At 47.4% G+C, this 25,055-nt stretch carries 27 protein-coding genes and 1 tRNA gene; 24 read left to right on the top strand and 4 right to left on the bottom strand.

Features of this window, described 5'->3' with window-relative positions; translation table 11 throughout:
* Positions 1–3: 3 nt before the first annotated feature.
* From opp4C to ACQE26_RS19275, 3 genes are read left to right on the top strand one after another with little or no spacing between them, the layout of a single operon-like run.
* Positions 4–909 carry an oligopeptide ABC transporter permease gene (gene opp4C, locus ACQE26_RS19285; RefSeq protein ID WP_438421471.1) on the top strand — a complete coding sequence of 302 codons (906 nt, stop codon included), beginning with the start codon at positions 4–6 and terminating at the stop codon, positions 907–909.
* The gene (locus ACQE26_RS19280) at positions 906–1,892 is read left to right on the top strand and encodes an ABC transporter ATP-binding protein (RefSeq protein WP_500470320.1); all 987 of its coding nucleotides are present in this window, start codon (positions 906–908) and stop codon (positions 1,890–1,892) included. The genes opp4C and ACQE26_RS19280 overlap by 4 nt, the downstream gene beginning before the upstream one ends.
* Positions 1,885–2,850, top strand: coding sequence for an ABC transporter ATP-binding protein (locus ACQE26_RS19275; protein WP_500470319.1), 966 nt, complete (start codon positions 1,885–1,887; stop codon positions 2,848–2,850). Before ACQE26_RS19280 ends, ACQE26_RS19275 begins: the two co-directional genes overlap by 8 nt.
* A gap of 71 nt (positions 2,851–2,921) precedes the next feature.
* On the opposite strand, the gene katA is transcribed toward ACQE26_RS19275, so the two are convergent.
* Entirely contained in the window at positions 2,922–4,367 is a 1,446-nt protein-coding gene (katA, locus tag ACQE26_RS19270; protein WP_060963235.1) for a catalase KatA, read from the bottom strand.
* Between the two features lie 254 nt (positions 4,368–4,621).
* Between katA and ACQE26_RS19265 the strand changes: the two genes are divergently transcribed.
* The 6 genes from ACQE26_RS19265 (at position 4,622) to rpsN (ending at position 10,007) form a co-directional block, all read left to right on the top strand.
* Entirely contained in the window at positions 4,622–5,551 is a 930-nt protein-coding gene (locus ACQE26_RS19265) for an amidohydrolase family protein (RefSeq protein ID WP_500470318.1), read from the top strand.
* A 224-nt stretch (positions 5,552–5,775) separates the two neighbouring features.
* On the top strand, positions 5,776–6,543 hold the full coding sequence (locus ACQE26_RS19260) for an ABC transporter ATP-binding protein (protein WP_500470317.1): 768 nt from the start codon (positions 5,776–5,778) through the stop codon (positions 6,541–6,543).
* A gap of 15 nt (positions 6,544–6,558) precedes the next feature.
* The gene (locus ACQE26_RS19255; protein WP_500470316.1) at positions 6,559–7,548 is read left to right on the top strand and encodes an aliphatic sulfonate ABC transporter substrate-binding protein; all 990 of its coding nucleotides are present in this window, start codon (positions 6,559–6,561) and stop codon (positions 7,546–7,548) included.
* A complete protein-coding gene (locus ACQE26_RS19250; RefSeq protein WP_500471512.1) occupies positions 7,545–8,381 on the top strand; it encodes an ABC transporter permease in 837 nt (278 codons plus the stop codon). The genes ACQE26_RS19255 and ACQE26_RS19250 overlap by 4 nt, the downstream gene beginning before the upstream one ends.
* Positions 8,382–8,406: 25 nt before the next feature.
* Positions 8,407–9,543 carry an FMNH2-dependent alkanesulfonate monooxygenase gene (gene ssuD / locus ACQE26_RS19245; RefSeq protein ID WP_198698587.1) on the top strand — a complete coding sequence of 379 codons (1,137 nt, stop codon included), beginning with the start codon at positions 8,407–8,409 and terminating at the stop codon, positions 9,541–9,543.
* A gap of 194 nt (positions 9,544–9,737) precedes the next feature.
* Positions 9,738–10,007, top strand: coding sequence for a 30S ribosomal protein S14 (gene rpsN / locus ACQE26_RS19240; RefSeq protein WP_014417259.1), 270 nt, complete (start codon positions 9,738–9,740; stop codon positions 10,005–10,007).
* 20 nt (positions 10,008–10,027) lie between these two features.
* On the opposite strand, the gene ACQE26_RS19235 is transcribed toward rpsN, so the two are convergent.
* Positions 10,028–10,495 (bottom strand): hypothetical protein, encoded by a 468-nt coding sequence (locus ACQE26_RS19235; RefSeq protein ID WP_500470315.1) that lies wholly within the window; start codon positions 10,493–10,495, stop codon positions 10,028–10,030.
* On the bottom strand, positions 10,492–10,695 hold the full coding sequence (locus ACQE26_RS19230) for a helix-turn-helix transcriptional regulator (protein ID WP_003155407.1): 204 nt from the start codon (positions 10,693–10,695) through the stop codon (positions 10,492–10,494). The genes ACQE26_RS19235 and ACQE26_RS19230 overlap by 4 nt, the downstream gene beginning before the upstream one ends.
* A 189-nt stretch (positions 10,696–10,884) precedes the next feature.
* Here ACQE26_RS19230 and ACQE26_RS19225 point away from each other — a divergent pair.
* A tRNA-Gly gene (locus ACQE26_RS19225) sits at positions 10,885–10,958 on the top strand.
* A 90-nt stretch (positions 10,959–11,048) separates the two neighbouring features.
* Here ACQE26_RS19225 and ACQE26_RS19220 read toward each other — a convergent pair.
* Entirely contained in the window at positions 11,049–11,672 is a 624-nt protein-coding gene (locus ACQE26_RS19220) for a hypothetical protein (RefSeq protein WP_500470314.1), read from the bottom strand.
* A gap of 84 nt (positions 11,673–11,756) precedes the next feature.
* Between ACQE26_RS19220 and queG the strand changes: the two genes are divergently transcribed.
* From queG to ACQE26_RS19150, 14 genes are all read left to right on the top strand, one after another.
* Complete coding sequence (gene queG, locus ACQE26_RS19215; RefSeq protein WP_500470313.1) at positions 11,757–12,917, top strand: tRNA epoxyqueuosine(34) reductase QueG; 1,161 nt, start codon at positions 11,757–11,759, stop codon at positions 12,915–12,917.
* 76 nt (positions 12,918–12,993) lie between these two features.
* Positions 12,994–13,905 (top strand): amidase domain-containing protein, encoded by a 912-nt coding sequence (locus tag ACQE26_RS19210; RefSeq protein WP_500470312.1) that lies wholly within the window; start codon positions 12,994–12,996, stop codon positions 13,903–13,905.
* A gap of 36 nt (positions 13,906–13,941) precedes the next feature.
* Complete coding sequence (trmL, locus tag ACQE26_RS19205; protein ID WP_099743965.1) at positions 13,942–14,424, top strand: tRNA (uridine(34)/cytosine(34)/5-carboxymethylaminomethyluridine(34)-2'-O)-methyltransferase TrmL; 483 nt, start codon at positions 13,942–13,944, stop codon at positions 14,422–14,424.
* Positions 14,425–14,552: 128 nt separating this feature from the next.
* Positions 14,553–15,185, top strand: coding sequence for a YhbD family protein (locus ACQE26_RS19200; protein ID WP_500470311.1), 633 nt, complete (start codon positions 14,553–14,555; stop codon positions 15,183–15,185).
* Entirely contained in the window at positions 15,176–15,889 is a 714-nt protein-coding gene (locus ACQE26_RS19195; RefSeq protein ID WP_489201583.1) for a polymer-forming cytoskeletal protein, read from the top strand. Before ACQE26_RS19200 ends, ACQE26_RS19195 begins: the two co-directional genes overlap by 10 nt.
* Positions 15,890–15,900: 11 nt before the next feature.
* Positions 15,901–16,611, top strand: a complete 711-nt coding sequence (locus tag ACQE26_RS19190; protein ID WP_500470310.1) for a hypothetical protein — start codon at positions 15,901–15,903, stop codon at positions 16,609–16,611.
* A gap of 360 nt (positions 16,612–16,971) precedes the next feature.
* Entirely contained in the window at positions 16,972–18,867 is a 1,896-nt protein-coding gene (gene prkA, locus ACQE26_RS19185) for a serine/threonine protein kinase PrkA (protein ID WP_016938434.1), read from the top strand.
* 188 nt (positions 18,868–19,055) lie between these two features.
* Positions 19,056–20,228: a sporulation protein YhbH gene (gene yhbH / locus ACQE26_RS19180; protein ID WP_438421485.1), complete on the top strand. Its 1,173-nt coding sequence runs from the start codon at positions 19,056–19,058 to the stop codon at positions 20,226–20,228.
* A 194-nt stretch (positions 20,229–20,422) separates the two neighbouring features.
* Positions 20,423–20,887: a MarR family transcriptional regulator gene (locus ACQE26_RS19175; protein ID WP_438421486.1), complete on the top strand. Its 465-nt coding sequence runs from the start codon at positions 20,423–20,425 to the stop codon at positions 20,885–20,887.
* Positions 20,888–20,923: 36 nt separating this feature from the next.
* Positions 20,924–21,589 carry an HlyD family secretion protein gene (locus tag ACQE26_RS19170; RefSeq protein ID WP_007610259.1) on the top strand — a complete coding sequence of 222 codons (666 nt, stop codon included), beginning with the start codon at positions 20,924–20,926 and terminating at the stop codon, positions 21,587–21,589.
* Between the two features lie 40 nt (positions 21,590–21,629).
* A complete protein-coding gene (locus tag ACQE26_RS19165) occupies positions 21,630–23,225 on the top strand; it encodes an MFS transporter (protein WP_016938431.1) in 1,596 nt (531 codons plus the stop codon).
* Between the two features lie 24 nt (positions 23,226–23,249).
* The gene (locus ACQE26_RS19160; protein ID WP_016938430.1) at positions 23,250–23,783 is read left to right on the top strand and encodes an NAD(P)H-dependent oxidoreductase; all 534 of its coding nucleotides are present in this window, start codon (positions 23,250–23,252) and stop codon (positions 23,781–23,783) included.
* A gap of 12 nt (positions 23,784–23,795) precedes the next feature.
* Positions 23,796–24,167, top strand: coding sequence for a hypothetical protein (locus ACQE26_RS19155; protein ID WP_438421488.1), 372 nt, complete (start codon positions 23,796–23,798; stop codon positions 24,165–24,167).
* 119 nt (positions 24,168–24,286) lie between these two features.
* Positions 24,287–25,054: a hypothetical protein gene (locus tag ACQE26_RS19150; protein WP_500470309.1), complete on the top strand. Its 768-nt coding sequence runs from the start codon at positions 24,287–24,289 to the stop codon at positions 25,052–25,054.
* Position 25,055: the final 1 nt, after the last annotated feature.

Genomic DNA, 25,055 nt, shown 5'->3' with positions numbered 1-25,055 from the left:
TGGGTGAAACAACAAAAAGGGGCGCCGCCTTCTCTTTGGAAGCAGACGTACCGCCGCCTGCTGCATCATAAGCTGACGGTCATCAGTCTTCTATTCTTATGTTTTATGTTTTTATTGTGTTTTATCGGGCCGTCTTTTTCTCCGTACATAACGGATCGGACGGATATTTCAAATGCCAATCAGCATCCGGGGGTTCATCATTGGCTTGGCACCGACCAGTACGGGAGAGATGTGCTGACGAGGCTGATGCTGGCGGGGCAGATTTCTCTGACCGTGGGGCTTGCTTCAATGGTGCTGTCACTTGTCATCGGTTCATTGCTTGGGGCTGCAGCGGGATTTTATCGGGGCGCCGCTGATATGATCATTATGCGCATCGCTGATATGCTCATGTCCATCCCGGGTCTGCCGCTGCTTTTGATTTTGGCTGCGGTGATGTCGGAGTGGAAAGTGCCTTCTGAATACAGGATGTACCTGATTATGATGATGTTAAGCCTGATCGGATGGCCCGGTTTGGCGCGGCTTGTACGCGGACAGATTTTGTCGCTGAAGGAGCAGCCGTTTATGATGGCTGCGGAAGTTCTGGGGCTCAGTGATAAACGGAAAATCCTCTATCATTTGCTTCCCAATACATTGCCGTTACTCATGGTAGCGGCGACTTTGCATGTGGCGGGGGCGATGCTGAGTGAATCGGCGCTGAGTTTTCTCGGACTCGGTGTTGCTCCGCCGACTCCTTCTTGGGGAAACATGATGGAAGCGGCGAATCATTATATGGATTTTACACTCCGCCCGTGGCTGTGGATACCGCCGGGTACGGCCATTTTTCTGACCGTTGTGGCGATTCATCTGCTTGGAGACGGTTTAAGAGACGCTTTTGATCCTAAGGTAAAACGGCAGGTGAAAGTGAAATGACAAAACCGCTTTTAGAAGTGAGGCATTTGGAAACGGTTTTTTATACGGAGGAAGGTGCGGTAAAGGCCGTGGACGATGTCAGCTTTACGATTCATGAGGAGGAAACGGTTTGCATTGTAGGGGAATCCGGCTGCGGGAAAAGCATGGCGTCATTGTCTATTATGCAGCTCATTCCCGAGGCGGGAAGAATCGAACGGGGAGCGGTGCATTTTTCAGGAAGGAACCTGTTGAAACTGAAACAAAAAGAAATGCAGAAAATCCGCGGCTGCGAAATCGGGATGATTTTTCAGGAGCCGATGACCTCTTTGAATCCGGTGTTTACAATCGGTGAGCAGCTGACTGAACCGATTCGCGAGCATTTATTGCTGAGTAAGAAAGAGGCATGGAGGAAGGCGGTTGAACTTCTCACGTTAGTGGAGATCCCCCATGCCGGGCAGATGATGCACCGATATCCCCATGAGCTGAGCGGCGGCATGCTGCAGCGCATTATGACGGCTGTTGCGCTCAGCTGCGATCCGAAACTGATCATTGCCGATGAGCCGACGACGGCGCTTGACGTAACCATTCAGGCGCAGATATTGGATTTATTGCGGGATGTGAAAAAGCAATTTCACACGTCTATTTTATTCATTACCCACGACCTTGGCGTGGTTGCCGAGATGGCTGATTATGTGATTGTCATGTATGCGGGAAAAATTGTGGAGGAAGGACCGGTTGCGGAGCTGTTTTCTGATCCGAAGCATCCGTATACGAAAGGGCTGCTCGCGGCAAAACCGGTTATCGGTCAAAGGAGAGAGACGCTCTATACCATCCCGGGCCAGGTTCCCGCGCTTGCAGACCTGTCCGGATCGTCTTGTTATTTTGCGGAGCGGTGTGAACACAGCACGGCAATATGCCGGAGGTCGAGCCCGCATTTTACTGAATTCGGGAAAGGGCATCAGGCGGCGTGCTGGCTTTACGGAAAGGAGAAAGCAGATGAGTGATGTGTTGCTGGAGGTCAAAGGGCTGAAAAAATATTATGAGGGGCAGGGGGGGATGAGAAAGACCCGCAACAATCCCGTAAAAGCGGTGGACGGCGTCAGTTTTACGATAGGAAAGGGAGAAGTGTTCGGTTTAGCGGGTGAATCGGGCAGCGGCAAGTCATCAATCGGAAAAACCATTTTAAGACTTCATGACAAAACGGAGGGAGAGGTATTTTTTCAGGGGCGAGATGTGTTCCGGATGAACCGGCGTGAGCTGAAAACATTCAGATCGGAAGCGCAGCTCATTTTTCAAGATCCGTTCAGCTCTTTAAATCCCCGGCGACGGATCGGAGAAGCCATCGGTGAAGCGATGATCGAGCACCAATTGGCGGTCAAGCGGAACGCGCGTGATAAAGCGGCGGAGGTTCTTGAATCCTGCGGTCTTTCCGCAAACTTTATCGACCGTTATCCGCATGAGTTTTCCGGAGGGCAGCGGCAGCGGATCGTGATTGCAAGAGCGATGGCGCTTAAGCCGCAATTTATCATTATGGATGAACCTGTGGCGGCATTGGATGTCTCCATTCAGGCGCAGATGATCAATTTGTTCAGCAGCCTTCAGCAACGGCACGGGCTGTCATATTTGTTCATTTCTCATGATTTAAGCGTGGTGGAGCACTTATGTACAAAGGTCGCGATTATGTATTTAGGGACGATTGTGGAATACGCGTCAAAAGAGGAGCTTTTTTCACGGCCGCTTCATCCTTATACAAAAGCGCTGTTATCAGCCGTGCCCGTTCCTGATCCCCGAGCGAAAAGGGAGCGGGTGATGTTAAAGGGTGATATTCCAAGTCCCTCTGATCCGCCCTCAGGCTGTAAATTCCGAACGAGATGTCCGGCAGCCGAGAAGATATGTGCTGAGAAAACTCCGCCGCTATCGGAGAAGGGGCCTCAGCATTTTGCAGCATGCCATTTTGTATAATTGAGAAAAAGCATTTTTTATTGATAATACACAGGAAAAACCTGCCGGACAGACCGGCAGGTTTTTGAATGTTATTTTGGTAACGGCAGTCCGAGTCCTTCGGCAACGCGTCTGCCGTATTCAGGGTCAGCTTTGTAGAAGTGCCCGATCTGGCGCAGCTTAATTTCTTCTTTTTCCACAGGTTTCATCGCACCGACGATATTGGCGACAAGGCGTGCGCGTTCTTCCTCGCTCATCAGGCGGTACAGATCGCCGGCTTGTGTGTAATGATCATGATGATTATAGCTTACACTGTCAGCCAAACCTGATACAGGATATGCCGCCTGTTTATCTTCAGGTGACTCTTTCGGACCTCCGAAGCTGTTAGGCTCGTAATAGACGGAGCGGCCGCCATTATCATCAAAACGCATTTGTCCGTCACGCTGATAGTTTTTCACTTCATTGCGGGAACGGTTGATCGGCAGCGCCTGGTGGTTCGCGCCGACACGGTAGCGATGGGCGTCATGGTATGCGAACAACCGGCCTTGAAGCATTTTGTCAGGTGAGACGTCGACGCCAGGGACTAATGTTCCGGGAGAGAACGTCGCCTGTTCTACTTCCGCAAAGTAATTTTCCGGATTGCGGTCCAGAACCATGCGGCCGACTTCAATGAGCGGATAGTCTTTTTGAGACCATACTTTTGTGACGTCAAACGGATCAAAGCGGTATGTGTTTGCGTCTTCTAACGGCATGATTTGAACATATAATTTCCATGCGGGGAAATCGCCGTTTTCAATCGCGTTGAATAAATCTTCCGTATGGTAATCGGGATTTTCGCCCGCGAGTTTTGCAGCTGTATTGACATCAAGGTTTTTCACGCCTTGTTCTGTTTTAAAGTGATATTTAATCCAGACACCTTCGCCTTTATCATTTGTCCATTTAAATGTATGGCTTCCGAATCCGTGCATATGGCGAAGGGTTGCCGGAATGCCCCGGTCTGACATCAGAATGGTTACCTGATGCAGTGATTCCGGTGAAAGAGACCAAAAATCCCAAACGGCCGTCGGGTTTTTCAAATGTGTTCTCGGATCTCTTTTTTGTGTATGGATAAAGTCAGGGAACTTAATAGCATCGCGGATGAAAAACACGGGTGTATTGTTTCCGACGATGTCGTAGTTTCCGTCTTCTGTATAAAACTTAACGGCAAATCCGCGCGGGTCGCGCACTGTGTCACTAGAGCCCAGTTCGCCTGCAACGGTTGAGAAACGGACAAAGAGCGGTGTGCGTTTACCGACTTCTGACAGAAATGCGGCTTTCGTATATTTTGTAACGTCATTTGTGACTTCAAAATAACCGTGTGCGCCCGCGCCTTTTGCGTGAACGACACGCTCGGGAACGCGTTCTCTGTTAAAGTGCGCCAATTTCTCAAGCAGATGGACGTCTTGTATTAAAGCAGGGCCGCGATCTCCGGCCGTCATTGAGTTTTGGTTATCTCCGACAGGAGCGCCCCAGCTGGTTGTCAATTTATTTGAACTCATGTGATCACCTCTTTAGATTTATAAAAACATAATATCACCTATCAGTAAAAAGTCAATATTATTTTATAATGATTATAAAATAATTATTTTTATTATCGGAAAGAAAATTCGGGTTTGAAAGCTTACTTGACTGACGGGAATAATGGGTTTAAGATGAGAAAAAATAGAAACCGCTGACTTGAACACAAGAGGCTCTTATTCTTCATGGATAAGGGCCTTTTTTCGTTGTCGGCGGTAAGGGAGGCGGCGATTGTATGCTTTTCCGGCAGCATTTTAAACCTGTTGATATTCACGGTCATCTGCCGTACAGCCTTGATTTCGGCAAAAATGATAAGACATTTTCCGATTATAATCGGGAGCGGTCAGAAAGAATGAATCTGACTTGGGATTTTCCTGATCCGCATGAGGCTGATGACGGGGAAATCCCTTTGATGACAAAATGGGAGAATGAATTAGATAAGTACGGTATCGGCGTACTGAATTTTTTAACAGCGGAGAGCAATGACCGGATGGCGGCGTTTATTCAAGCCAATCCCGAGAAGTTTACCGGATTTGCATATCATCCTTTGGAGCGGGAGGATGCATATGAAGAGCTGAAAAGAGCGGTAGAAGAGCTCGGTCTCAAAGGGTATAAACTATTCGGGCCGCTGACAGACATTGAGTTTCATGATCCGGCGCTGAAAAAGCTTTGGACGTATTTAGCTGACAAAAGGCTCCCTGTATTAATCCACTTCGGGCTTTTAGGTAGAGCGGGGGGCATTGTCAGCCACCGCAACATCAATCCGCTCTCCATCTATCGCGTCGCGAGAGAGTATGCTGATATACCATTCATTATTCCGCATTTCGGCGCCGGATATTATCAGGAACTGCTGCAGCTGTGCTGGAGCTGCCCGAATGTGTATATTGACACGTCAGGATCAAACCAGTGGATGAGGTGGATGCCGTACCCGCTTGATTTGGAAATTCTGTTTCGGAAGACATCCGAATTAATCGGTGCTGAACGAATCATCTTCGGGACGGATTCGAACGGATTTCCGAGAGGATACGTATACAGATATCTTCAGGAGCAGGTCCGGACCTGCCGGGAAATCAATATGCGGGAAGAAGACATAGAGAAGATTTTCGGAAACAATGCGCGGACATTGCTGAAAATCGACCAGCCGCAAAAGGAAATAAATACGTGATACAGCTGATGCGCTCTTTGGCAGGTTTATGCCGGAGGGCGCATTTTTAATTCTTATAAAAAACAGTTGACAAGTCGGAATAATTTGAATTAACATGATATTCAAATTTAAAAACAAACGGGCAGCTGATCGGACCGCCGAAGGCTCTCATCTCTACAAGCAACGGAGATGGGGGCCTTTTTGTTTTTCGATCGCATGCGGCAAAAAGAGAGGGGAAAAGACAGATGGCTGTAACCATCAGCATACAAGAAAAAGCGTTTGAGCATGAAGGACGGAAAACAGCGGTGCTGAATGATATTGAACTGTCAATTGCATCAGGAGAATTTTTGACTGTCATCGGGCCGAGCGGTTGCGGAAAAAGCACGCTATTAAAATTGATTGCCGGGCTTGATACCGATTATAAAGGCTCTGTCGCAATAAACGGCTGCCATGTGTCGGGACCGGGCATCCGGCAGGGATTTATCTTTCAGGAGCACCGGCTGTTTCCCTGGCTGACGGTGAAACAAAACATCGCTGCCGATCTCAATATAAACGACCCGTCCGTTCGTCAAAAAGTGGATGATCTGATTGAGGTTGTCAGGCTGCAGGGAGCAGAGGACGCTTATCCGCGCGAATTATCCGGCGGCATGTCGCAGCGGGTCGCCATCGCCAGAGCCCTGTTGCGTGAGCCCGAGGTGCTGCTTTTGGATGAACCGTTCGGAGCGCTTGACGCTTTTACGAGAAAACACTTGCAGGATGTGCTGCTTGATATATGGCGCGAGAAAAAAACAACGATGATTCTGGTTACGCATGATATTGACGAATCTGTCTATTTAGGCGATAAGCTGGCAATTCTCAGGGCAAAGCCCGGCCGGCTGCACAGTCTGGTGCCGATTCAGCTTCCGCATCCGCGCAATCGGACGTCAGCTGATTTTCAGGCCGTCCGGCAGAAGGTGCTTGCTGAATTTGAGAAAACGGAAGATCTCCGGTTTGCGGATGGATCAGGGATATAGAAAGGACGAAGCGAAGTGAAAAAAACCATCATTCTTTTAGCCGCAGCAGTCATGATGTTAGCCGGATGCAGTGCCGATGGGGCAGGGGGGAGCGGGAAAACGGTGAAAGAAATCCGGATCGGCATCCAGCAGAGTTTAAGCCCGCTTCTCATTGCCAAGGAAAAAGGCTGGTTTGAAGAAGCCTTCAAAAAAGACGGAATAAAGGTAAAATGGGTCGAATTCCAAAGCGGTCCCCCGCAATTTGAAGGTCTTGCCGCCGATAAGCTTGATTTTTCCCAGGTCGGCAATTCACCGGTCATTTCCGGTCAGGCGGCAGGAATTGATTTTAAAGAGATCGGGCTGTCCCAAGACGGGTTAAAGGCAAACGGCATTCTCGTAAACAAGGGCAGCGGAATTAAGAGTCTGAAAGAGTTGAAAGGGAAAAAAATCGCCGTAGCCAAAGGCAGCAGCGGCTTTGATTTTCTTTATAAAGCTTTGGATAAAGCCGGACTTTCCGCCGATGACGTCACCATCATTCAGCTTCAGCCTGATGAGGCGGTTTCCGCTTTTGAAAACAAATCAGTTGATGCATGGTCGATTTGGGAGCCGTATTTGTCGATTGAAACGCTGCAGCACGGGGCGGAAATATTAGCGAACGGAGAGAGCACGGATTTATATTCTCCGGGTTTCACGTTAGTCAGGACCGGATTTTCCAAGGAGCACCCGGATGAGGTTGTCCGTTTTCTGAAAGTGTTCAATAAAGCAGTCACATGGCAAAAGGAACACAAAGAGGAAGCTGTCTCTTTATATGCGAAAATCAAAAATCTTGATCCCTCAGTCGTCAGAAACGTGCTCAACAATACAGAGCCTCTTAATCAACAGATTAATGATGATATTGTCAAAGCCCAGCAGAAAACCGCTGATTTTCAATATCAAACAAAAGCGATTCATAAGAAAATCAATGTAAAAGACGTTGTCGACAATTCATTTATCAAAAAGGCGCTTGAAATGGAGGGCGGCAAATAATGAAAGCACAAGCATCAACGGTTCCAGGCACATTGAGCCAATCAGAAAAGAAAGCTGCGGCAAAGTCCCGGCGGTATTCATACCAATGGATGAAAGGGGTTGTACTCCCGGCTGCGGTTATCGCGGTATGGCAGTTTATCGCAAGTCTGGGCATCGTCTCGGCAACGGTGCTCCCGTCACCTGTCGTCATTTTACAGACTTTTCAGGAACTTCTTCTGTCAGGCGAGCTTTGGGGCCATTTAGAGATCAGCTTATATCGGGCGGCCGCCGGATTTCTGCTCGGTGCGGGCCTCGGACTTGTTTTCGGGCTGCTGGTCGGGTTCTCAAAACGGACGGAAGCGTATCTCGATCCGTCTCTGCAAATGCTCAGGACGGTTCCGCACTTAGCGGTGACCCCGCTGTTTATTTTGTGGTTCGGATTTGATGAGACATCAAAAATTCTGCTGATCGCATTGGGGGCTTTTTTCCCTGTATACATTAATACGTTTCTCGGAATCCGCAGCGTGGACGCAAAGCTGTTTGATGTCGCCCGGGTGCTGGAATTTAATTGGTATCAGCAGATGGCGAAATTGATTCTTCCGGCGTCTCTGCCGAATATCCTGCTCGGCATCCGGCTCTCTCTCGGTATTGCGTGGCTCGGCCTTGTGGTGGCGGAACTGATGGGATCGAGCGCGGGCGTCGGCTATATGATTATGGATGCGAGACAATTTTCACAGACAAATAAGGTGTTTGTCGGCATTATCATTTTTGCGGCTGTCGGCAAGCTGACGGATGCATTGGTCAGAATGCTCGAACGGAAACTATTAAAATGGCGGAACAGTTATGAAGGGTAGCCTATTTAAAAAAGGAGAGATTCATATGGAGATTCTTTGGTTTATTCCGACGCATGGAGACGGACGGTATTTAGGGACGCAAACGGGAGGAAGAACCGCCGATCATCTTTATTTTAAGCAAGTGGCACAGGCGGCAGACAGACTCGGGTATACGGGAGTTCTGCTGCCGACGGGGAGATCATGTGAAGACCCATGGCTGACGGCTGCGGCTTTAGCGGGTGAAACGAAAGATTTAAAATTTTTAGTGGCGGTCCGTCCGGGACTGATGCAGCCATCTGTCGCCGCGAGAATGGCATCGACAATGGATCGGCTGTCAGACGGCCGTCTGCTCGTAAATGTCGTAGCGGGCGGAGATCCTTATGAGCTGGCGGGAGACGGGATGTTTATCAGCCACGATGAGCGCTATAAGGCGACTGAAGAATTTTTGACCGTATGGCGCGGACTCATGCGGGGAGAAACGGTGACATATGAAGGGGACCATATCAAAGTGGAAAACAGCAATCTGCTGTTTCCGCCAAAACAGGCTCCGCATCCGCCATTATATTTCGGCGGTTCATCACAGGCGGGAATTGAGGCCGCGGCGAAACATACAGATGTGTATTTAACATGGGGGGAGCCGCCGGAGCAGGTAAAAGAAAAGATTGAAACCGTCAAAAAACAGGCTGCCCAAGAAGGAAGGACAATGCGCTTTGGCATCAGGCTTCACGTGATTGTCCGGGAGACTGAGGAAGAGGCATGGAAAGCGGCAGAACGATTAATCAGCCATTTAGACGAAGAGACGATTGCGAAAGCGCAGGCTGCACTCCGGCGCGCTGATTCTTCAGGACAAAAACGGATGGCCGATCTTCATAACGGCGACCGGACGAAGCTTGAGATCAGCCCGAATCTCTGGGCCGGCATCGGGCTGGTCAGAGGCGGAGCGGGCACGGCGCTTGTCGGTGATCCCCAGACCGTCGCTGATCGAATTTTAGAGTACCGGGCACTCGGCATTGAGTCGTTTATCTTTTCAGGCTACCCGCATCTTGAAGAAGCTTATTATCTGGCTGAACTCGTGTTTCCGCTTCTGCCGTTTCAAAACGAGCGGACGAAAAAGCTTGAGCGCAGACTGGGCGAAGCAATGGGCAACGACCATTTTGCAAGAGGGAACAAAGCGACAGTCTGATGACATCATAAGGTGGATAATTGCCGGCGGGCGCTTTCTGCTGATTCATTTCCGGGGAAATGCCGCTGTCTGATGTGAAACTGGCAAAAAGGAGGCGGGTAAATACCCGCCTTTTTATGCGCTTGGCTTGCACGATGATCATATGGATGATACGATATAAAACGTAATTATTACGATTTAAAAGGAGTGCTGGAATGGCTAAAAAATCAAAAGTGATCAAAGAGCTCAAGCGGCAGAAGCTTGTTGAACAATATGCGGACATCAGAAGAGAATTAAAGGCAAAAGGAGACTGGGAAGCGCTGAGCAAACTGCCGCGTGATTCTGCTCCGGCCAGACTTCATAACCGCTGTACGGTGACGGGACGGCCCCGCGGATATATGAGAAAATTTAAACTGTCCAGAATCGCGTTCAGGGAGCTGGCCCATAAAGGCCGGGTTCCCGGAGTGAAAAAAGCGAGCTGGTAACATAAAAAACTCCGGATCTGTCATGAACCGGAGTTTTTGCCGTGCTTATGAAATGTGAAAACATAAGCCAAATGCTGAATCATCATCAGAATGAAAATCAAAAGAATCGGAAAAAAGGGAAGATGCGGCTGAATCAGCGGATAAAACAAAAGCAGAACGGCTGCGGCCGGCAATGAGAAGTAAACGGCAATATACGAGGAACGGCAGGCTTTAGCGGTCATCATCCGTTCTCTTTCATCCTGTTCCTCAAATTCATCGGGCACAAGCCTGTGCTTTTTGCCGTTCCGTTTTTTCTTTTCAGTATAGATATATAATACGGCACAAAGGGTAAACAGCAGAAACGGCGTGATGTTCAGCTCAAATGAACCGTTCCCTTCCGTCTGGAAAAACTGAGCGATACGCGGCACTGCTTCCATAATGGAAATAAGCGTCCAGCAGGCCAATCCGTAGAGTGCAAGGTGAAAACACGCTTTTCTTTTTAAACTCATTTTTTCTCCTCCTCCAGCCAGAATACTTCCTCCATCGGCAGGGAGAAAGCCCGGCAGATATTAAGCGCCAATAAGAGTGATGGCACATAATCTCCTTTTTCAATCGCCGCAATCGTCTGTCTGGTGGCTCCGGCTTCTTTTCCGAGCGTTTCCTGAGAATAGCCGAATCTGGCTCTCAGCTCTTTTACTTTATTTTTCATCATCAGGCGTACCTCAAGTTTCTTCTTTTTTATATTGTATGGTAGTCTTAACAAAATGTAAACTAGACTTAACATATGGACAAAAAAAGAATTTTTTTCGACAAATTTTTTAACATTCCCTTGACGAAAAAAAAATATGCATGTAATATTAGAAACATCAAATCGGTGCTGACAAAAAAGCATTTTGATGCGGGTGTAGTTTAGTGGTAAAACCTCAGCCTTCCAAGCTGATGTCGTGAGTTCGATTCTCATCACCCGCTCCATACATACGTTATTAACGCAGTGTTTCGTTTCTCTGATAAACGAAGTATTGCGTTTTTTTATGTGAAAAAAGACACGGAAGGCGTGTCTTTTTATGAAAGCCAAGAGACGGTATGTGTGCCTCCGTGAATTTGTTCAAACATTTTGGTTAAGGATGTTAACAGCTCATCTGCCGCGTCGGCATGAATTGAAGGCGGGAAAAAGATCAGCTGCAGCATGTTCTTTGTGCCGGTTGTTACAGGGCGGGTGTTGATTTGTCCGGTAAGGCCGCCGAAAATGCCGCCAGAGTCGGAGAAAGCCAGTACGTGTTCTTTTTCTCCGATTGTGATTGAAATCGGTTCATTCATCTTTGCGGCGTCATACACCATGATGGGCAATGAATATTTCAAGGAGAAAAAAAGTATGGTATCATGGGCTGAATTCACACTTTCGATGAAGCGCTCCCGGGAAATATCGCCGAGCATAAGCTCCATCGGCGTTTTTTGTCCTGAAAAGGCGGGACTGAGCTGTTCCATCATACGCGCCCATTCTTTCACAAAAGGCTGTTCATCTATGCCGCCGTCAGCATAATCAAAGTAAAGCGATTCTTGAAATAAACGGAGGCGGCCTTTCAGCATTTGCGGGGCAGGCCCGACTTCAATCTGTTCATATAATACGGCTGCCGCTTTGATCCCCGGCACCCGTTCAGCAATAAGAGGATCTAAACTGATGTTCAACTGTGTTCACTCCATTTCGGGATGCTAAAACTCTATTATACCCGTGCGGGAGCCTGATCACAAAGAAAGGAGGCTGTGCAAAAAATGAATATTCATAAATTGAAAGAGGAATTAATCGAATACGCCAAAAGCATCGGAGTCGACAAAATCGGGTTTACGACGGCTGATACGTTCGACAGTCTGCGGGACCGGCTGATTCTTCAGGAATCACTCGGCTATTTATCCGGGTTTGAAGAGCCGGATATTGAAAAACGGGTCACTCCGTCTTTGCTTCTGCCGAAAGCCAAATCGATCGTCGCCATCGCCCTTGCCTATCCTTCCAAAATGAAAGGTGCACCGAGGAGCACGAGGGACGGCCGGCGCGGCATTTTTTGCAGAGCTTCCTGGGGGAAGGATTATCATGACGTGCTGCGCGAAAAGCTTGATCTGCTGGAGAATTTTCTCCAAAGCAAACATGAAGATATCCGCACGAAGTCAATGGTGGATACGGGAGAATTGTCCGACAGGGCCGTGGCGGAACGGGCGGGAATCGGTTTCAGCGCCAAAAACTGCATGATCACCACACCTGAATACGGTTCTTACGTCTATCTCGCTGAAATGATCACCAATCTGCCCTTTGAACCGGATGTGCCGATTGAAGATATGTGCGGATCGTGCACAAAATGTTTAGACGCGTGCCCGACCGGCGCGCTCGTTAATCCCGGACAGCTTAATGCCCAGCGCTGTATTTCATTCCTGACCCAGACAAAGGGGTTTTTGCCGGATGAATTCCGCACGAAAATCGGAAACCGCCTGTACGGCTGCGACACGTGCCAGACGGTCTGCCCGATTAATAAGGGGAAAGATTTTCATCTTCATCCGCAGATGGAGCCCGATCCGGAAATCGCCAAGCCGCTATTAAAGCCGCTCCTGACTATAAGCAACCGGGAATTTAAAGAAAAATTCGGACATGTATCCGGTTCATGGCGCGGCAAGAAGCCGATTCAGCGAAATGCCATTTTAGCATTGGCTCATTTCAAAGATGCTTCTTCTCTTCCCGAATTAACGGCTTTGATGCACCAAGACCCGCGCCCCGTCATCAGGGGAACGGCCGCCTGGGCCATCGGAAAAATCGGTGATCCGGCATATGCGAAGGAATTAGAAAAAGCGCTTCACAAGGAGCGGGATGAGGAAGCCATACAGGAAATAGAAAAGGGGCTTGAGCTGCTTTCGGTTTCTGATAAGACTAAAACCGGCCCGTCCTGACATATGTATAGAGAAAAAGCACTTGGCGTGAGTTCAGGTGTTTTTTCTTTATAAAACAGTATGGTGGGTGGAGCGCTTGAAGCATATTATTGAAGACTTAGCGGAGGCCCGGCTTCATTATTTAGTCAACGGAACCGAGATGAGGCACAATGGGCAGGCCGGCGATCTTGAGGTCCTGACGAGAAAAAAAGAGCTGTTTGAAAAACGGAAAGTTGACATCGTTAAAGCGAAAGCGAAAGCCGTCATTGTCAAAAGCAGTCTTGAGGATGACGGCACGTTATGCGTCATGTACACCATTCATTTCGAATATTTGTGCAAGGAGCAGGACGGGCATCTTTATTTAGAAGAGCAGGTTGAGGAACGGAATGCTTTTCTCTATGACCAGCTGCTGATTAAAGATCGGGAAATAAAGAAAAAACCGGCCGGATTTTCTGACGGAAACAGCGTGATCGAATATGAGCGGAGTGAACGGGAAGATTTCGGGCGGGCATTTCAATACGACCGTCTGGCTGCCGTTCAGTACGCAGAAAAGTTTTGGAATAAACGAAATCCCGCTTATAAAAATTTCGGCGACAACTGCACAAATTTTATTTCCCAATGTTTACATGCCGGAAAAGCGCCGATGCGGGGGCATCCGAACAGAGGCGCAGGCTGGTGGATGAAGGAAAGCTCATGGAGCTACAGCTGGACGGTCGCGCATTCCATGAAGATGTATCTGGCCCAATCCAAGGCCGGGCTTCGCGCGGTGCAGGTGTCAAGCGCCGAGGAGCTTATGCCCGGAGATGTGATTTGCTATGATTTTGAAGGTGACGGCCGTTTTAATCATACGACGATCGTGGTCGCAAAAGATAAAAGCAATATGCCGCTCGTCAATGCCCAAACATATGACAGCAGAATGAGATATTGGTCATATGAGGATTCAACGGCATATACTCCTTCCATCAGATACGCGTTTTTTCATATTACGGATGATACGACAAAAGAGTAATTAATGATATAATGGTGGGCGGAATAAAAAACAGAGGTGAACATCGTGGCATTACATGTCGTTTTATATCAACCCGAAATCCCGGCCAATACGGGAAATATCGCACGTACTTGTGCGGCAACAGACACAACGCTTCATTTGATCCGCCCGCTCGGATTCTCAACCGATGATAAAATGCTGAAGCGCGCCGGACTCGATTATTGGGAGTTCGTCAACGTCGTTTATCATGATTCATTGGATGAATTATTTGGGGCATATGAGAACGGAAAGTTTTTCTTCATTACAAAATTCGGGCAAAAGCCGCATACATCGTTTGACTACTCAAATACGGAGGAAGACTTTTTCTTCGTATTCGGCAGAGAAACGAGCGGGCTTCCGAAAGAATTGATCGAAAACAATATGGACCGCTGCCTGCGTCTTCCGATGACCGAGCATGTGAGATCATTAAACCTGTCCAACACTGCCGCGATTCTTGTATATGAAGCGCTGCGCCAGCAAAATTACAGAGATTTGACATGAGAAAAAACCGCCCGGATTCGGGCGGTTTTTTTATTGAATGCAGCGGGGATTCATACAATGTTATATGTATAGGCTTAACAAACGTAACAGTGTTATGTTACAATGTGTTCATCGAAGGAGCTGGATTTATGGAGGAACAACTGATTTCTAAAAAAGAATTGCTTGAAGAAACATCAATCTCATACGGACAGCTGTATCGCTGGAAGCGGAAAAATTTAATTCCTGAGGAGTGGTTTATCCGAAAATCAACGTTTACAGGCCAGGAAACATTTTTTCCGAGAGCGGAAATCTTAAAACGCATCTCAAAAATACAGAAAATGAAAGAAAATCTGTCTCTGGATGAAATGAGGGAAATGCTGTCTCCGCAAATGGCTGATGTCGATATATCGTCTGCGGAGCTGCTTCAAAAAGGATTGATTTCAAAGGCCGCGCTGCAAGTTTACGGAGAAGACGGCGTGACATTCACGTCCCGGGCGCTGCTGTCTTTATATGTGCTTGAAAGGCTTTTGCAGTCGGGCAATATCAGTCTTGAAGAAGGAAAAATGGCGGCAGAGGTGCTGAAAACGTATGAGGCTTCTGAGCTGAAAGCAAATACAGAGATCGTCGTGCTCCGGAAACTCGGCGTAACGACGTGCTTCATCGCTGACGCGGAACATATTCTGTTTGAACCGTCTGTCAAGGTGGCTGAACGGGTGGCGCTTGCTGCGGCATCAGAAGAATTAAAAACAAAATGGATGCAGGAGGACCATCAATGGATGTAACAGATAAATTAGTCATTAACGGTTCAGGAAGTTCAAAAGGAGGCCGTTTTCATACGGTGGAGATCAACGGAAGCGGCACGGTGTCAGGTGACGTAGAGTGCACGAGCCTTTTGTTTAACGGCAGCGGTAAAACAGACGGAAATGTCAAAACGCAAACGCTGACGATCAGCGGTTCGGGGAAAATTTCCGGCAGTGCCGAAGCCGAATCCATCCGAATCAACGGAACGGGTGTCATTAAAGGTGATGTCAAAACGAAGCGGCTGAACGTCGCGGGATTTTCATCTTTCGGCGGCGGTGTGAAAGCTGATGATATTTTCATATCCGGGAAAGCCGGGATTGAAGGGGATTGCGAGACAGAAACGTTCCGTTCGGAAGGCAAATGCAAAATCGGAGGCCTGCTGAACGCCGATGACGTCAATATGAAGCTGGCGGCGGGCGAGAGCCGGGTGAAAGAAATCGGCTGCCGTCATTTAAAGGTGATGAGCAGAAAAAGCGTGCTTGCGCGGTTTAAGCTGATGCCGGCCCCGGTGCTGACCGCGGAGCTGATCGAAGGTGACATCATTGAATTGGCGGACACGCACGCGAAGACAGTCCGCGGAAATTCTGTGCAGATCGGCGCAGGCTGTATCATTGAGACGGTGGAATACAGCGGAGATTTTACATGTGATCCCTCAGCTTTAGTAAACAAAGCCGTAAAAATATAGGAGGAGCTTCAGTGGACACAACAAAAAAATTGAGTCATTTAAAAATGTACGGAGCCGGACACGCCGCCGGGGGCTCCTACCAGAATGTAAGTATTAAAGGAGAAGGCATTGTCGGCGAAGGACTTCAAAGCGAGCGCTGCGGGATATTCGGTACGGGGCGTTTTCTCGGAGATGCCGAAATTAATCGGCTGAAAATTTTCGGGGAACATGAAACTGATGGAGATTTAACGGCACGTTCCGCAAATGTGCTCGGCACGCTGAAAATCGGCGGCTCCATGCGTTTCACCACGCTGAGGCTGAAAGGACTTGCCGACATTTCCGGCGGGGCCGCGGGAGAGCAGTGTCATATTAAAGGAAGCCTCACCGTCGGCGGCGATTGCGAGACAGAGCAGCTTCATGTAACAGGCTGTATCAATGTGGCGGGATTGTTAAACGCGGGAGACGTCAATATCCATTTGCGTTATGACCGAAGCAACGTGAAGGAAATCGGCGGTACATCGATCACAGTCAGGCGGAAACCCGGTTTTCTGAAACGGAAAGCAGGCATGCTTTCGGCTGAATTGATCGAGGGAGATACGATTTACCTCGAATACACGGAAGCGGACATCGTCAGAGGAAAGCGTGTGGAAATCGGACCGGGCTGCAAAATCGGAAAAATCGAGTATCAAACAAGCTGCAAAACCCATGAAAAATCAACTGTCCAAGAACACATTCAAATGTGAAACATTGTTATGTTGTACAGGAAAGGGTGCTCTTCATAAGGAGCACCCTTTTTGCCGTTATTCGTTTTCAGGTTTGCTGTCGTAACCCGCCGTAAAAATGGATACTAAAAAAGTGAGAATGACCCCCAGTAGGATGATCGTTTTCATCATTTCTCCTCCTCTTTGCTTTTCCATTTGATGTCCGAGTCTGGATGAAACTGTATTTCTTTCATTATGAACGGTGCACCAGACCCTTGTCAATGACCGCCCTTGAGCCGCCTTTATTTTTAAGAAACGAAAAGCATGTATTATCACGTCACCGCATAGATTGTAACAAAGTACCTTATTTCTAGTGCATTAACCATGATAGAGGAGGTTCTTATGGATATATTAAAGAAAATTGAAAAGTACAGAGAGGAAGAGCAGCGTCTCAAATGGGAAGGGACGTTCGCTGATTATTTGGAGATCATAAAAGAAAATCCATTGGTCGCGCAGTCTGCTCATTCTCGCGTTTTTAATATGATAAAAGACAGCGGAATCGAGGAGGATGACGGGAAAAAGACATACAGTTTTTTCTCGCGGGAACTGTTCGGCCTTGAAGAATCTCTGGAACGGCTCGTGGAGGAATACTTTCACCCGGCTGCCAAGCGGCTCGATGTAAGAAAACGGATCTTACTATTAATGGGGCCTGTCAGCGGCGGGAAATCAACCCTTGTCACCATGCTGAAAAAAGGGCTTGAAGCCTACTCGTTGACAGACAACGGGGCAGTTTACGCCATCAAAGGCTGCCCGATGCATGAAGATCCTCTCCATCTCATTCCCCATCATCTGCGCGAAGACTTCTACAGAGAATACGGGATCAGAATTGAGGGAAGCCTGTCTCCGCTTAATGTCATGCGGCTTGAAGAAGAATACGGCGGCAGAATTGAGGATGTAAAGGTTGAACGCATTTTCTTCTCGGAGGATAAGCGTACCGGAATCGGAACCTTCAGCCCGTCTGATCCGAAATCACAGGATATCGCCGATTTGACGGGGAGCATTGATTTTTCAACGATCGCCGAATACGGCTCGGAATCAGATCCGCGCGCTTATCGGTTTGACGGTGAATTAAATAAAGCGAACCGCGGAATGATGGAGTTTCAGGAAATGCTGAAATGCGATGAAAAATTTCTCTGGCACCTTCTGTCACTCACACAGGAAGGGAATTTTAAAGCCGGACGGTTTGCGCTCATCTCAGCCGACGAATTGATTGTTGCGCATACGAACGAAACGGAGTACCGCTCGTTTATCGCCAATAAAAAAAATGAAGCCCTTCACTCCAGAATCATCGTGATGCCTGTTCCTTATAATTTAAAGGTGTCCGAGGAAGAACGGATTTATGAAAAAATGATTTCGGAAAGTGATGTTTCTGACGTTCACATCGCCCCCCATACATTAAAAGTGGCCGCGATGTTTTCTATTTTGACCCGGCTGAAGGAACCGAACCGGTCTGATATTGATCTCGTTAAAAAAATGAGGCTCTATGACGGAGAAAGCGTTGAAGGTTACAATTCCGTTGATCTGGAGGATATGAAGAAGGAATTCCATGATGAAGGAATGAGCGGAATTGATCCGCGTTATGTCATCAACCGTATTTCCTCAACGATTATCAGAAAAAATATGGAATCCATCAATTCGCTTGACGTGCTGCGTTCCTTAAAGGAAGGACTCGATCAGCACCCGTCCATTTCCGCTGAGGACAAAGAGCGGTATATGAATTTTATTTCCGCCGCCAGGAAAGAGTACGATGACATCGCCAAAAAAGAGGTGCAGAAGGCGTTTGTTTATTCATATGAAGAATCCGCGAAAACACTCATGGATAATTATTTAGATAATGTGGAAGCGTACTGCAACAAAAATAAGCTCCGCGATCCGCTGACAGGAGAAGAAATGAACCCTGACGAAAAGCTGATGAGATCCATTGAAGAGCAGATCGGCATTTCGGAAAACGCCAAAAAAGCATTCCGCGAAGAAATTTTAATCCGCATATCCGCTTATGCAAGAAAAGGAAAACGCTTCGACTATAACTCACACGAAAGACTCCGCGAAGCGATTCAGAAAAAGCTTTTCGCAGACTTAAAAGATGTGGTGAAAATTACGACCTCAACCAAAACGCCGGATGAGCAGCAGCTTAAAAAGGTTAATGAGGTAGTGGCGCGGTTAATAGATGAACACGGCTATAATTCGACAAGCGCAAATGAACTGCTGAAGTATGTCGGAAGCCTGCTCAACCGCTGATGCTTGATTGATGAAAGGCCCGTCCGTATAAGGACGGGTTCTTTTGTCTATATTTCGAAATTGTTTGTCAATTGAAAAGTCCGTCCGGCATAAGATAAGAATAAATCTTTTCGCCGGACTTGTTTCATAAACAGGACCAAGCCGGAATACACATGTAAAACGACCATAACGGTTAAGGAGGGGAATTCATGTCCCGTAATGACAGCGGAAATTTTTTGATTTCAGAGGAAGACTGGTCCCTCCATCGCAAAGGCTTTGACGACCAGCAGCGCCACCAAAAGAAAGTACAGGAAGCGATAAAAAACAACCTTCCGGACCTTGTCACTGAGGAAAGCATTATTATGTCCAACGGAAAAGATGTTGTGAAAATCCCGATTCGTTCGCTTGATGAATATAAAATCCGTTATAACTATGATAAAAACAAACATGTCGGCCAAGGTGACGGCGACAGCGAAATCGGCGATGTCGTCGCAAGAGACGGCGCAGATAAAAAGCAGGGGGCCGGAAAAGGCCAGGGAGCCGGCGATCAGGCAGGCGAGGATTATTATGAAGCCGAGGTCTCATTGATGGACCTGGAAGAAGCGCTGTTTCAGGAATTAGAACTGCCGAATCTGCAGCAAAAGGAAAGGGACAATATCGTTCATACCGATATTGAATTTAATGATATCCGGAAAACCGGGCTGACAGGGAATATTGATAAGAAAAGAACGATGCTGTCTGCCTATAAACGAAACGCCATGTCAGGCAAGCCGTCGTTTTATCCGATTTATCCGGAAGATCTGAAATACAAAACATGGAATGATGTGACGAAGCCGGAATCGAAAGCTGTCGTTTTAGCCATGATGGATACAAGCGGTTCGATGGGCGTATGGGAAAAGTATATGGCGAGGAGCTTCTTTTTTTGGATGACACGATTTTTACGGACAAAGTATGAAACGGTAGATATCGAATTTATCGCCCACCACACGGAAGCGAAGGTGGTGTCGGAAGAAGATTTCTTCTCGAAAGGCGAGAGCGGGGGAACCATCTGCTCCTCCGTCTACCGGAAGTCTCTTGAATTAATTGATGAAAAATATGACCCCGCCCGCTACAACATCTATCCGTTCCACTTCTCAGACGGGGATAATTTAACATCGGATAACGCCCGATGCGTAAAGCTCGTCAATGACATCATGAAAAAATCGAATCTGTTCTGCTACGGTGAGGTTAATCAATATAACAGGCATTCAACACTCATGTCCGCCTATAAAAACGTCAAAGATGATAAATTTAAATATTACATCTTAAAGCAGAAATCAGACGTTTTTCAAGCGCTGAAAAGCTTCTTTAAAAAAGAGGAAGCGGGTATAAGCAAAGCATAAGTATTAAACATAAAGCCGAGTGAAGAATCGTGCGGCCGCGGTTCTTCACCCGGCTTTTTTAAATTAAAAATAAAGAGAAAAAAAAGGCATAAAAAAAATCCTTTAAAAATAAAACTTTTCTCTTTACAAATCTTCTTTCATTTATTAATATTTTATCTTGTGAACTATTATTAAGGGAATGAGGTGAAAATACGGTGATTGAATCAGAGCTCGCTTTGCTCAGTTTTGAACAACTGTTTGATACTTCCAGATCAATTTACAAAAAGCAGAAAATGATCTTGGAGACAGTTCTTGAACCTTTTGATATTACAGTCCTGCAGTATCTGCTGATGTTCAAAATACATAAGAGCAAAAGCACGCAGCTTTCAAGGCTGGCTTTGTCGCTTGATCTGAAACCGGCGTCTGTCACGAGAATGACCGATATTCTGTATAAGCGCCGATTAATGGTTCGGAGCGACTATCACGACGACCGGCGTGTTGTTATGATTCAGTTAACCGAAGAGGGGGAAGAACTTCTAAAGAGAGCTGCTGTTCAATACGCCGAAAAAGCGGCAGTCTTATACCGGCAGCTCAATACCGCTGAACTGCAGTACCTGCGCAAGCTGGCGGAAAGTTTAACGAAGCTTGCAAACGGCTGTGCAGTGAAAAACGGAAAATAAAAAAATCCCCACATATTTTTATCATCATTCCACAAAATGATAGAGGAAGAAACGAAAGGAGAAAACAAAATGAACAGAGGACGTTTAATTCTGACCAACATTATCGGTTTGATTGTTGTTCTTGCAATTATAGGCGGAGGTGCTTACTACTATTATCAAAGCACGCACTATGTAAAAACCGATGAAGCAAAAGTTGCCGGCGACATGGCTGCTATCACAGCTCCTGCTGCGGGTAAAGTAACTGACTGGAACCTTGATGAGGGGAAAGAAGTAAGTAAAAACGACGTTGTTGCAAAAATCAAAGGACAGCAAAATGCTGACGTTAAAGCCATCATGGATGGAACAATCGTGAAAAACGAAGTGAAAAACGGTCAAATGGTGCAAGCCGGTACGACAATTGCCCAAGAAATTGACATGAAACACCTTTACATCACTGCAAACATTAAAGAAACTGACATCAGAGACATTGAAGTAGGAAACAAAGTAGACGTCATTGTTGACGGTGACCCTAATACAACATTTGACGGAACTGTAGAAGAAATCGGCTATGCGACAAATTCAACTTTTGATATGCTGCCTTCTTCAAACTCAAGCGGCAACTACACAAAAGTAACGCAAAAAGTTCCTGTTAAAATTTCACTCAGCAACCCATCTGACAAGGTGCTTCCTGGTATGAACGCATCTGTAAAAATCTCTGAATAATACAGATCAGTCATCAAACCATGAAGGGAGGTTGTCTTAAGTGGCTAAATCAGATAATCAAGTAAAAAGTCCTAAAACATTGCTTATTGTGCTTATGGCTGGGTTATTCCTGGCGATCTTGAACCAAACGCTTCTTAACGTGGCGATGCCGCACTTAATGACCGAGTTCGGTGTGAGTGCGACGACGATTCAGTGGCTGACGACCGGATACATGCTGGTCAACGGTGTTTTGATTCCGTTATCGGCCTTCTTAATTACCCGGTTCGGGCAAAGAAGCCTCTTTCTCGTAGCCATGTTCTGTTTTACAGCTGGAACGTTAGTCTGCGGAATCGCGCCTAACTTCTCAACCATGCTGATCGGCCGGTTAATTCAGGCGGTCGGCGGCGGTATCTTACAGCCGCTGGTCATGACAACCATTCTGCTTATCTTCCCGCCTGAAAGCAGGGGGAAAGGAATGGGGATTTTCGGTCTTGCGATGATGTTTGCTCCTGCGGTCGGACCGACTCTTTCCGGCTGGATCATTGAGCATTACACATGGCGCATTATGTTCTACGGCCTTGTTCCGATCGGGGCGATCGTTATTGTCATAGCGTTTTTCCTCTTTAAGAACTTGGTGGAACCGCAAAAAATCAAACTCGACAGCTTGGGTGCGATTCTATCCATTGTCGGATTCGCCTCATTGCTTTACGGAGTCAGTGAAGCGGGAAGCGACGGCTGGGGAGACCCGATCGTTCTGTCTACCGTTATTGTCGGTATCATCGCGATTGCCGCGTTCGTCATTCAGCAATTGCGCTCTGAAAAACCGATGCTTGACTTCCGGGTATTTAAATATGATATTTTCTCACTTTCCAGTGTGATTAACATCATTATTACCGTTGCGCTTTACACAGGAATGTTCCTGCTTCCGATTTACCTGCAGAACTTAGTCGGCTTTACGGCGCTGCAATCAGGCCTCTTGCTATTGCCGGGCGCGATTGTCATGCTGATCATGTCGCCGATTTCCGGTATTCTGTTTGACAAAATCGGTCCGAGACCGCTTGCGATCGTCGGGCTGGTTATTACGGTCGCAACGACATTCCAGTATACAAAATTGACAATTGACACACCTTATACGCATATCATGCTTGTCTATGCCATCCGCGCATTCGGTATGTCACTGTTAATGATGCCTGTAATGACAGCCGGAATGAACCAGCTTCCGGCACGGTTGAACAGCCACGGCACGGCGATGAGCAACACGCTCCGCCAGATCAGCGGTTCAATCGGAACAAGTTTGATCACAACGATCTACACGAACCGCACGACGATGCATTATTCGCAGATTGCGGATAAAACAAGCACGGCAGATCCAAGCTTCATGCAGTCGTTCCAAAGCGCGGTTTCGAATTTAATGGTCAACATGAACATGTCGCTTGATGCGGCGAAACAAACCGTTTATGCCTATCTCTACAAAACGGCTTCACTTAATTCCAACGTTATGGGAATTAATGACGCGTTTATGTGGGCGACGATCTTTGCGGTTATCGGCGTAGTTTTGAGCCTGTTCTTGCGTGACGTACGGAAAGACAAACAGCGGGCGAAGAAAAAAGAGGAGCTGTCATTGCTTCCGGCCCCTAAAGAAGTGAAGGAATCTTAATCATCTGAATGGGAGGTTTCCTGAATGAAAATTTACGTAGTGTACGATAGTGAAGGCGAACACACAAAATACCTTGCCGAAGCCATTGCGGAAGGAGCAAGTGAAAACGCTGATGCTGAAGTCTTGATTGACCATGTCGATCAAGCCGACATCCGCAAGCTGAAGGACATGGATGCGATTATCTGGGGATGCCCTGGACACTTTGGCACCATCAGTTCAGGCTTAAAAGCGTGGATCGACAGACTCGGCTATTTGTGGGCTGAGGGCGAGCTGATTGATAAAGTCGGCGCCGTATTCTGTACGACTGCGACAACCCATGGCGGATTAGAAATGACAATGCACAATCTGATCACTCCTATGTTTCACCAAGGCATGATTGTTGTCGGTCTTCCCGGCAACGTTCCTGAAAATGCGCTGTACGGTTCTTACTACGGCGCGGGCGTCACATGCCCGGTTGACAGCGATGTGCTGATGACGGAAGAAGGCCTTCAATTAGGCCGTGCGCTTGGCAGACGTGTCAGCCAGGTCACAGGTAATTTAACTGCCGGACGACAGTAAGGAGAGGGTTATATGGCCATTATTATAGCGGTTATTGCTGCTGTCATTGTGATTGCACTTCTTATCACATTCAATGTCCGCAGCACTGCTGCAGGACAGGATGTCAAAGAAGAAAAGAGAGAAGCGATCGGCACTACAGCCGAACAGCCGGAAAAGCATGATCCGGCCGAGGAACGTTCAGCCGAGCATGTTCCCGTCGTTGTAAAATCTGAATCTCCCCGCGAGAAAAAGAATACAATGGGCGATGATGTGTACCGTCAGGCGCTTCAGAAGTTCAAGACTTCTGAGACGGATCAGGAAACAACAGATCCCGAAAGCGGCGGCAAAATGCAGGATAGCAGCTATCGTGATGCGCTGCTCTCCTTAAAAAACAAAAAGAAGTAATTGAAAAGGCAAATCTGCGTAAGAGCGGATTTGCCTTTTTTTTATTGAAGATATTGTAATTTGTGATGATCTAGTGTACTATGTGACTCATACACTGGTCCCGAATGGAGAGAGAAAGAATGACATCGTTTTTAGGTCTGCTGAAAAAAGATGCGAAGGTTTCATGGGTCTGGCTGGCGGTTTGGCTTTGCGGCATGATCTTCTGGGCGGCGGCAGCTCATGTTATTGCTGTCCGTCAGAAAGAACCGCTCGTCATTTTCGGCTTTTTTGCGGCAATGGGGTTTTTTCAATTTCTTGCGGCGCCGCTTTTTATGTACTATCACCTCCGCAAAGAAGGGAAAAATCAGCTGTGGCTTTACAATCCGAATGGCGGGTTTTATCTGCTGGCTTCCAAGCTGACGGCCTCACTGCTGTATCAGTTTATCGGGCAGCTGGCGCTGACCGGCTACGGTATTTGGATGTACCGGATGCTTTCTGCAAAAGGAGCGCTGGAACACACCATTCCCCTGGCCGGCACATTAACAGGACTGAATGCTTACCTGCTGATCAGCTCAGCGTACTTATCTGTGATCGTGGCCGTATTTTGGACTGTTTTTCACTCGTTAAAATATTTCCCCGTTCTCCGCTGGGTGATCTGCATCGTGCTTGCGTTTGTCTGGGCCTATATTGACGATAAACTCATTACGCCTTTCACTTCATCTCAACACGATCTATGGCCGGTAAAAGTGTATGCGAATTTTGAATTTCATTATACAAAATTGGCCGGCTGGACGATGGAGCTGAACGCCGTGCACATCTCGCTTTTCAGCTTCCTGGTCGTGATTGTGCTCGCGGCGCTCTGTCTCGCGCTGGCCTCAATGCTGCTGAATCGCAAGGTTGAGGTGTAAT

It is taken from the genome of Bacillus sp. 5RYD7K, from assembly GCF_059831465.1.
Note: the sequence above shows the minus strand (reverse complement) of the source record. Positions and strands in the feature narration are given on the sequence as shown.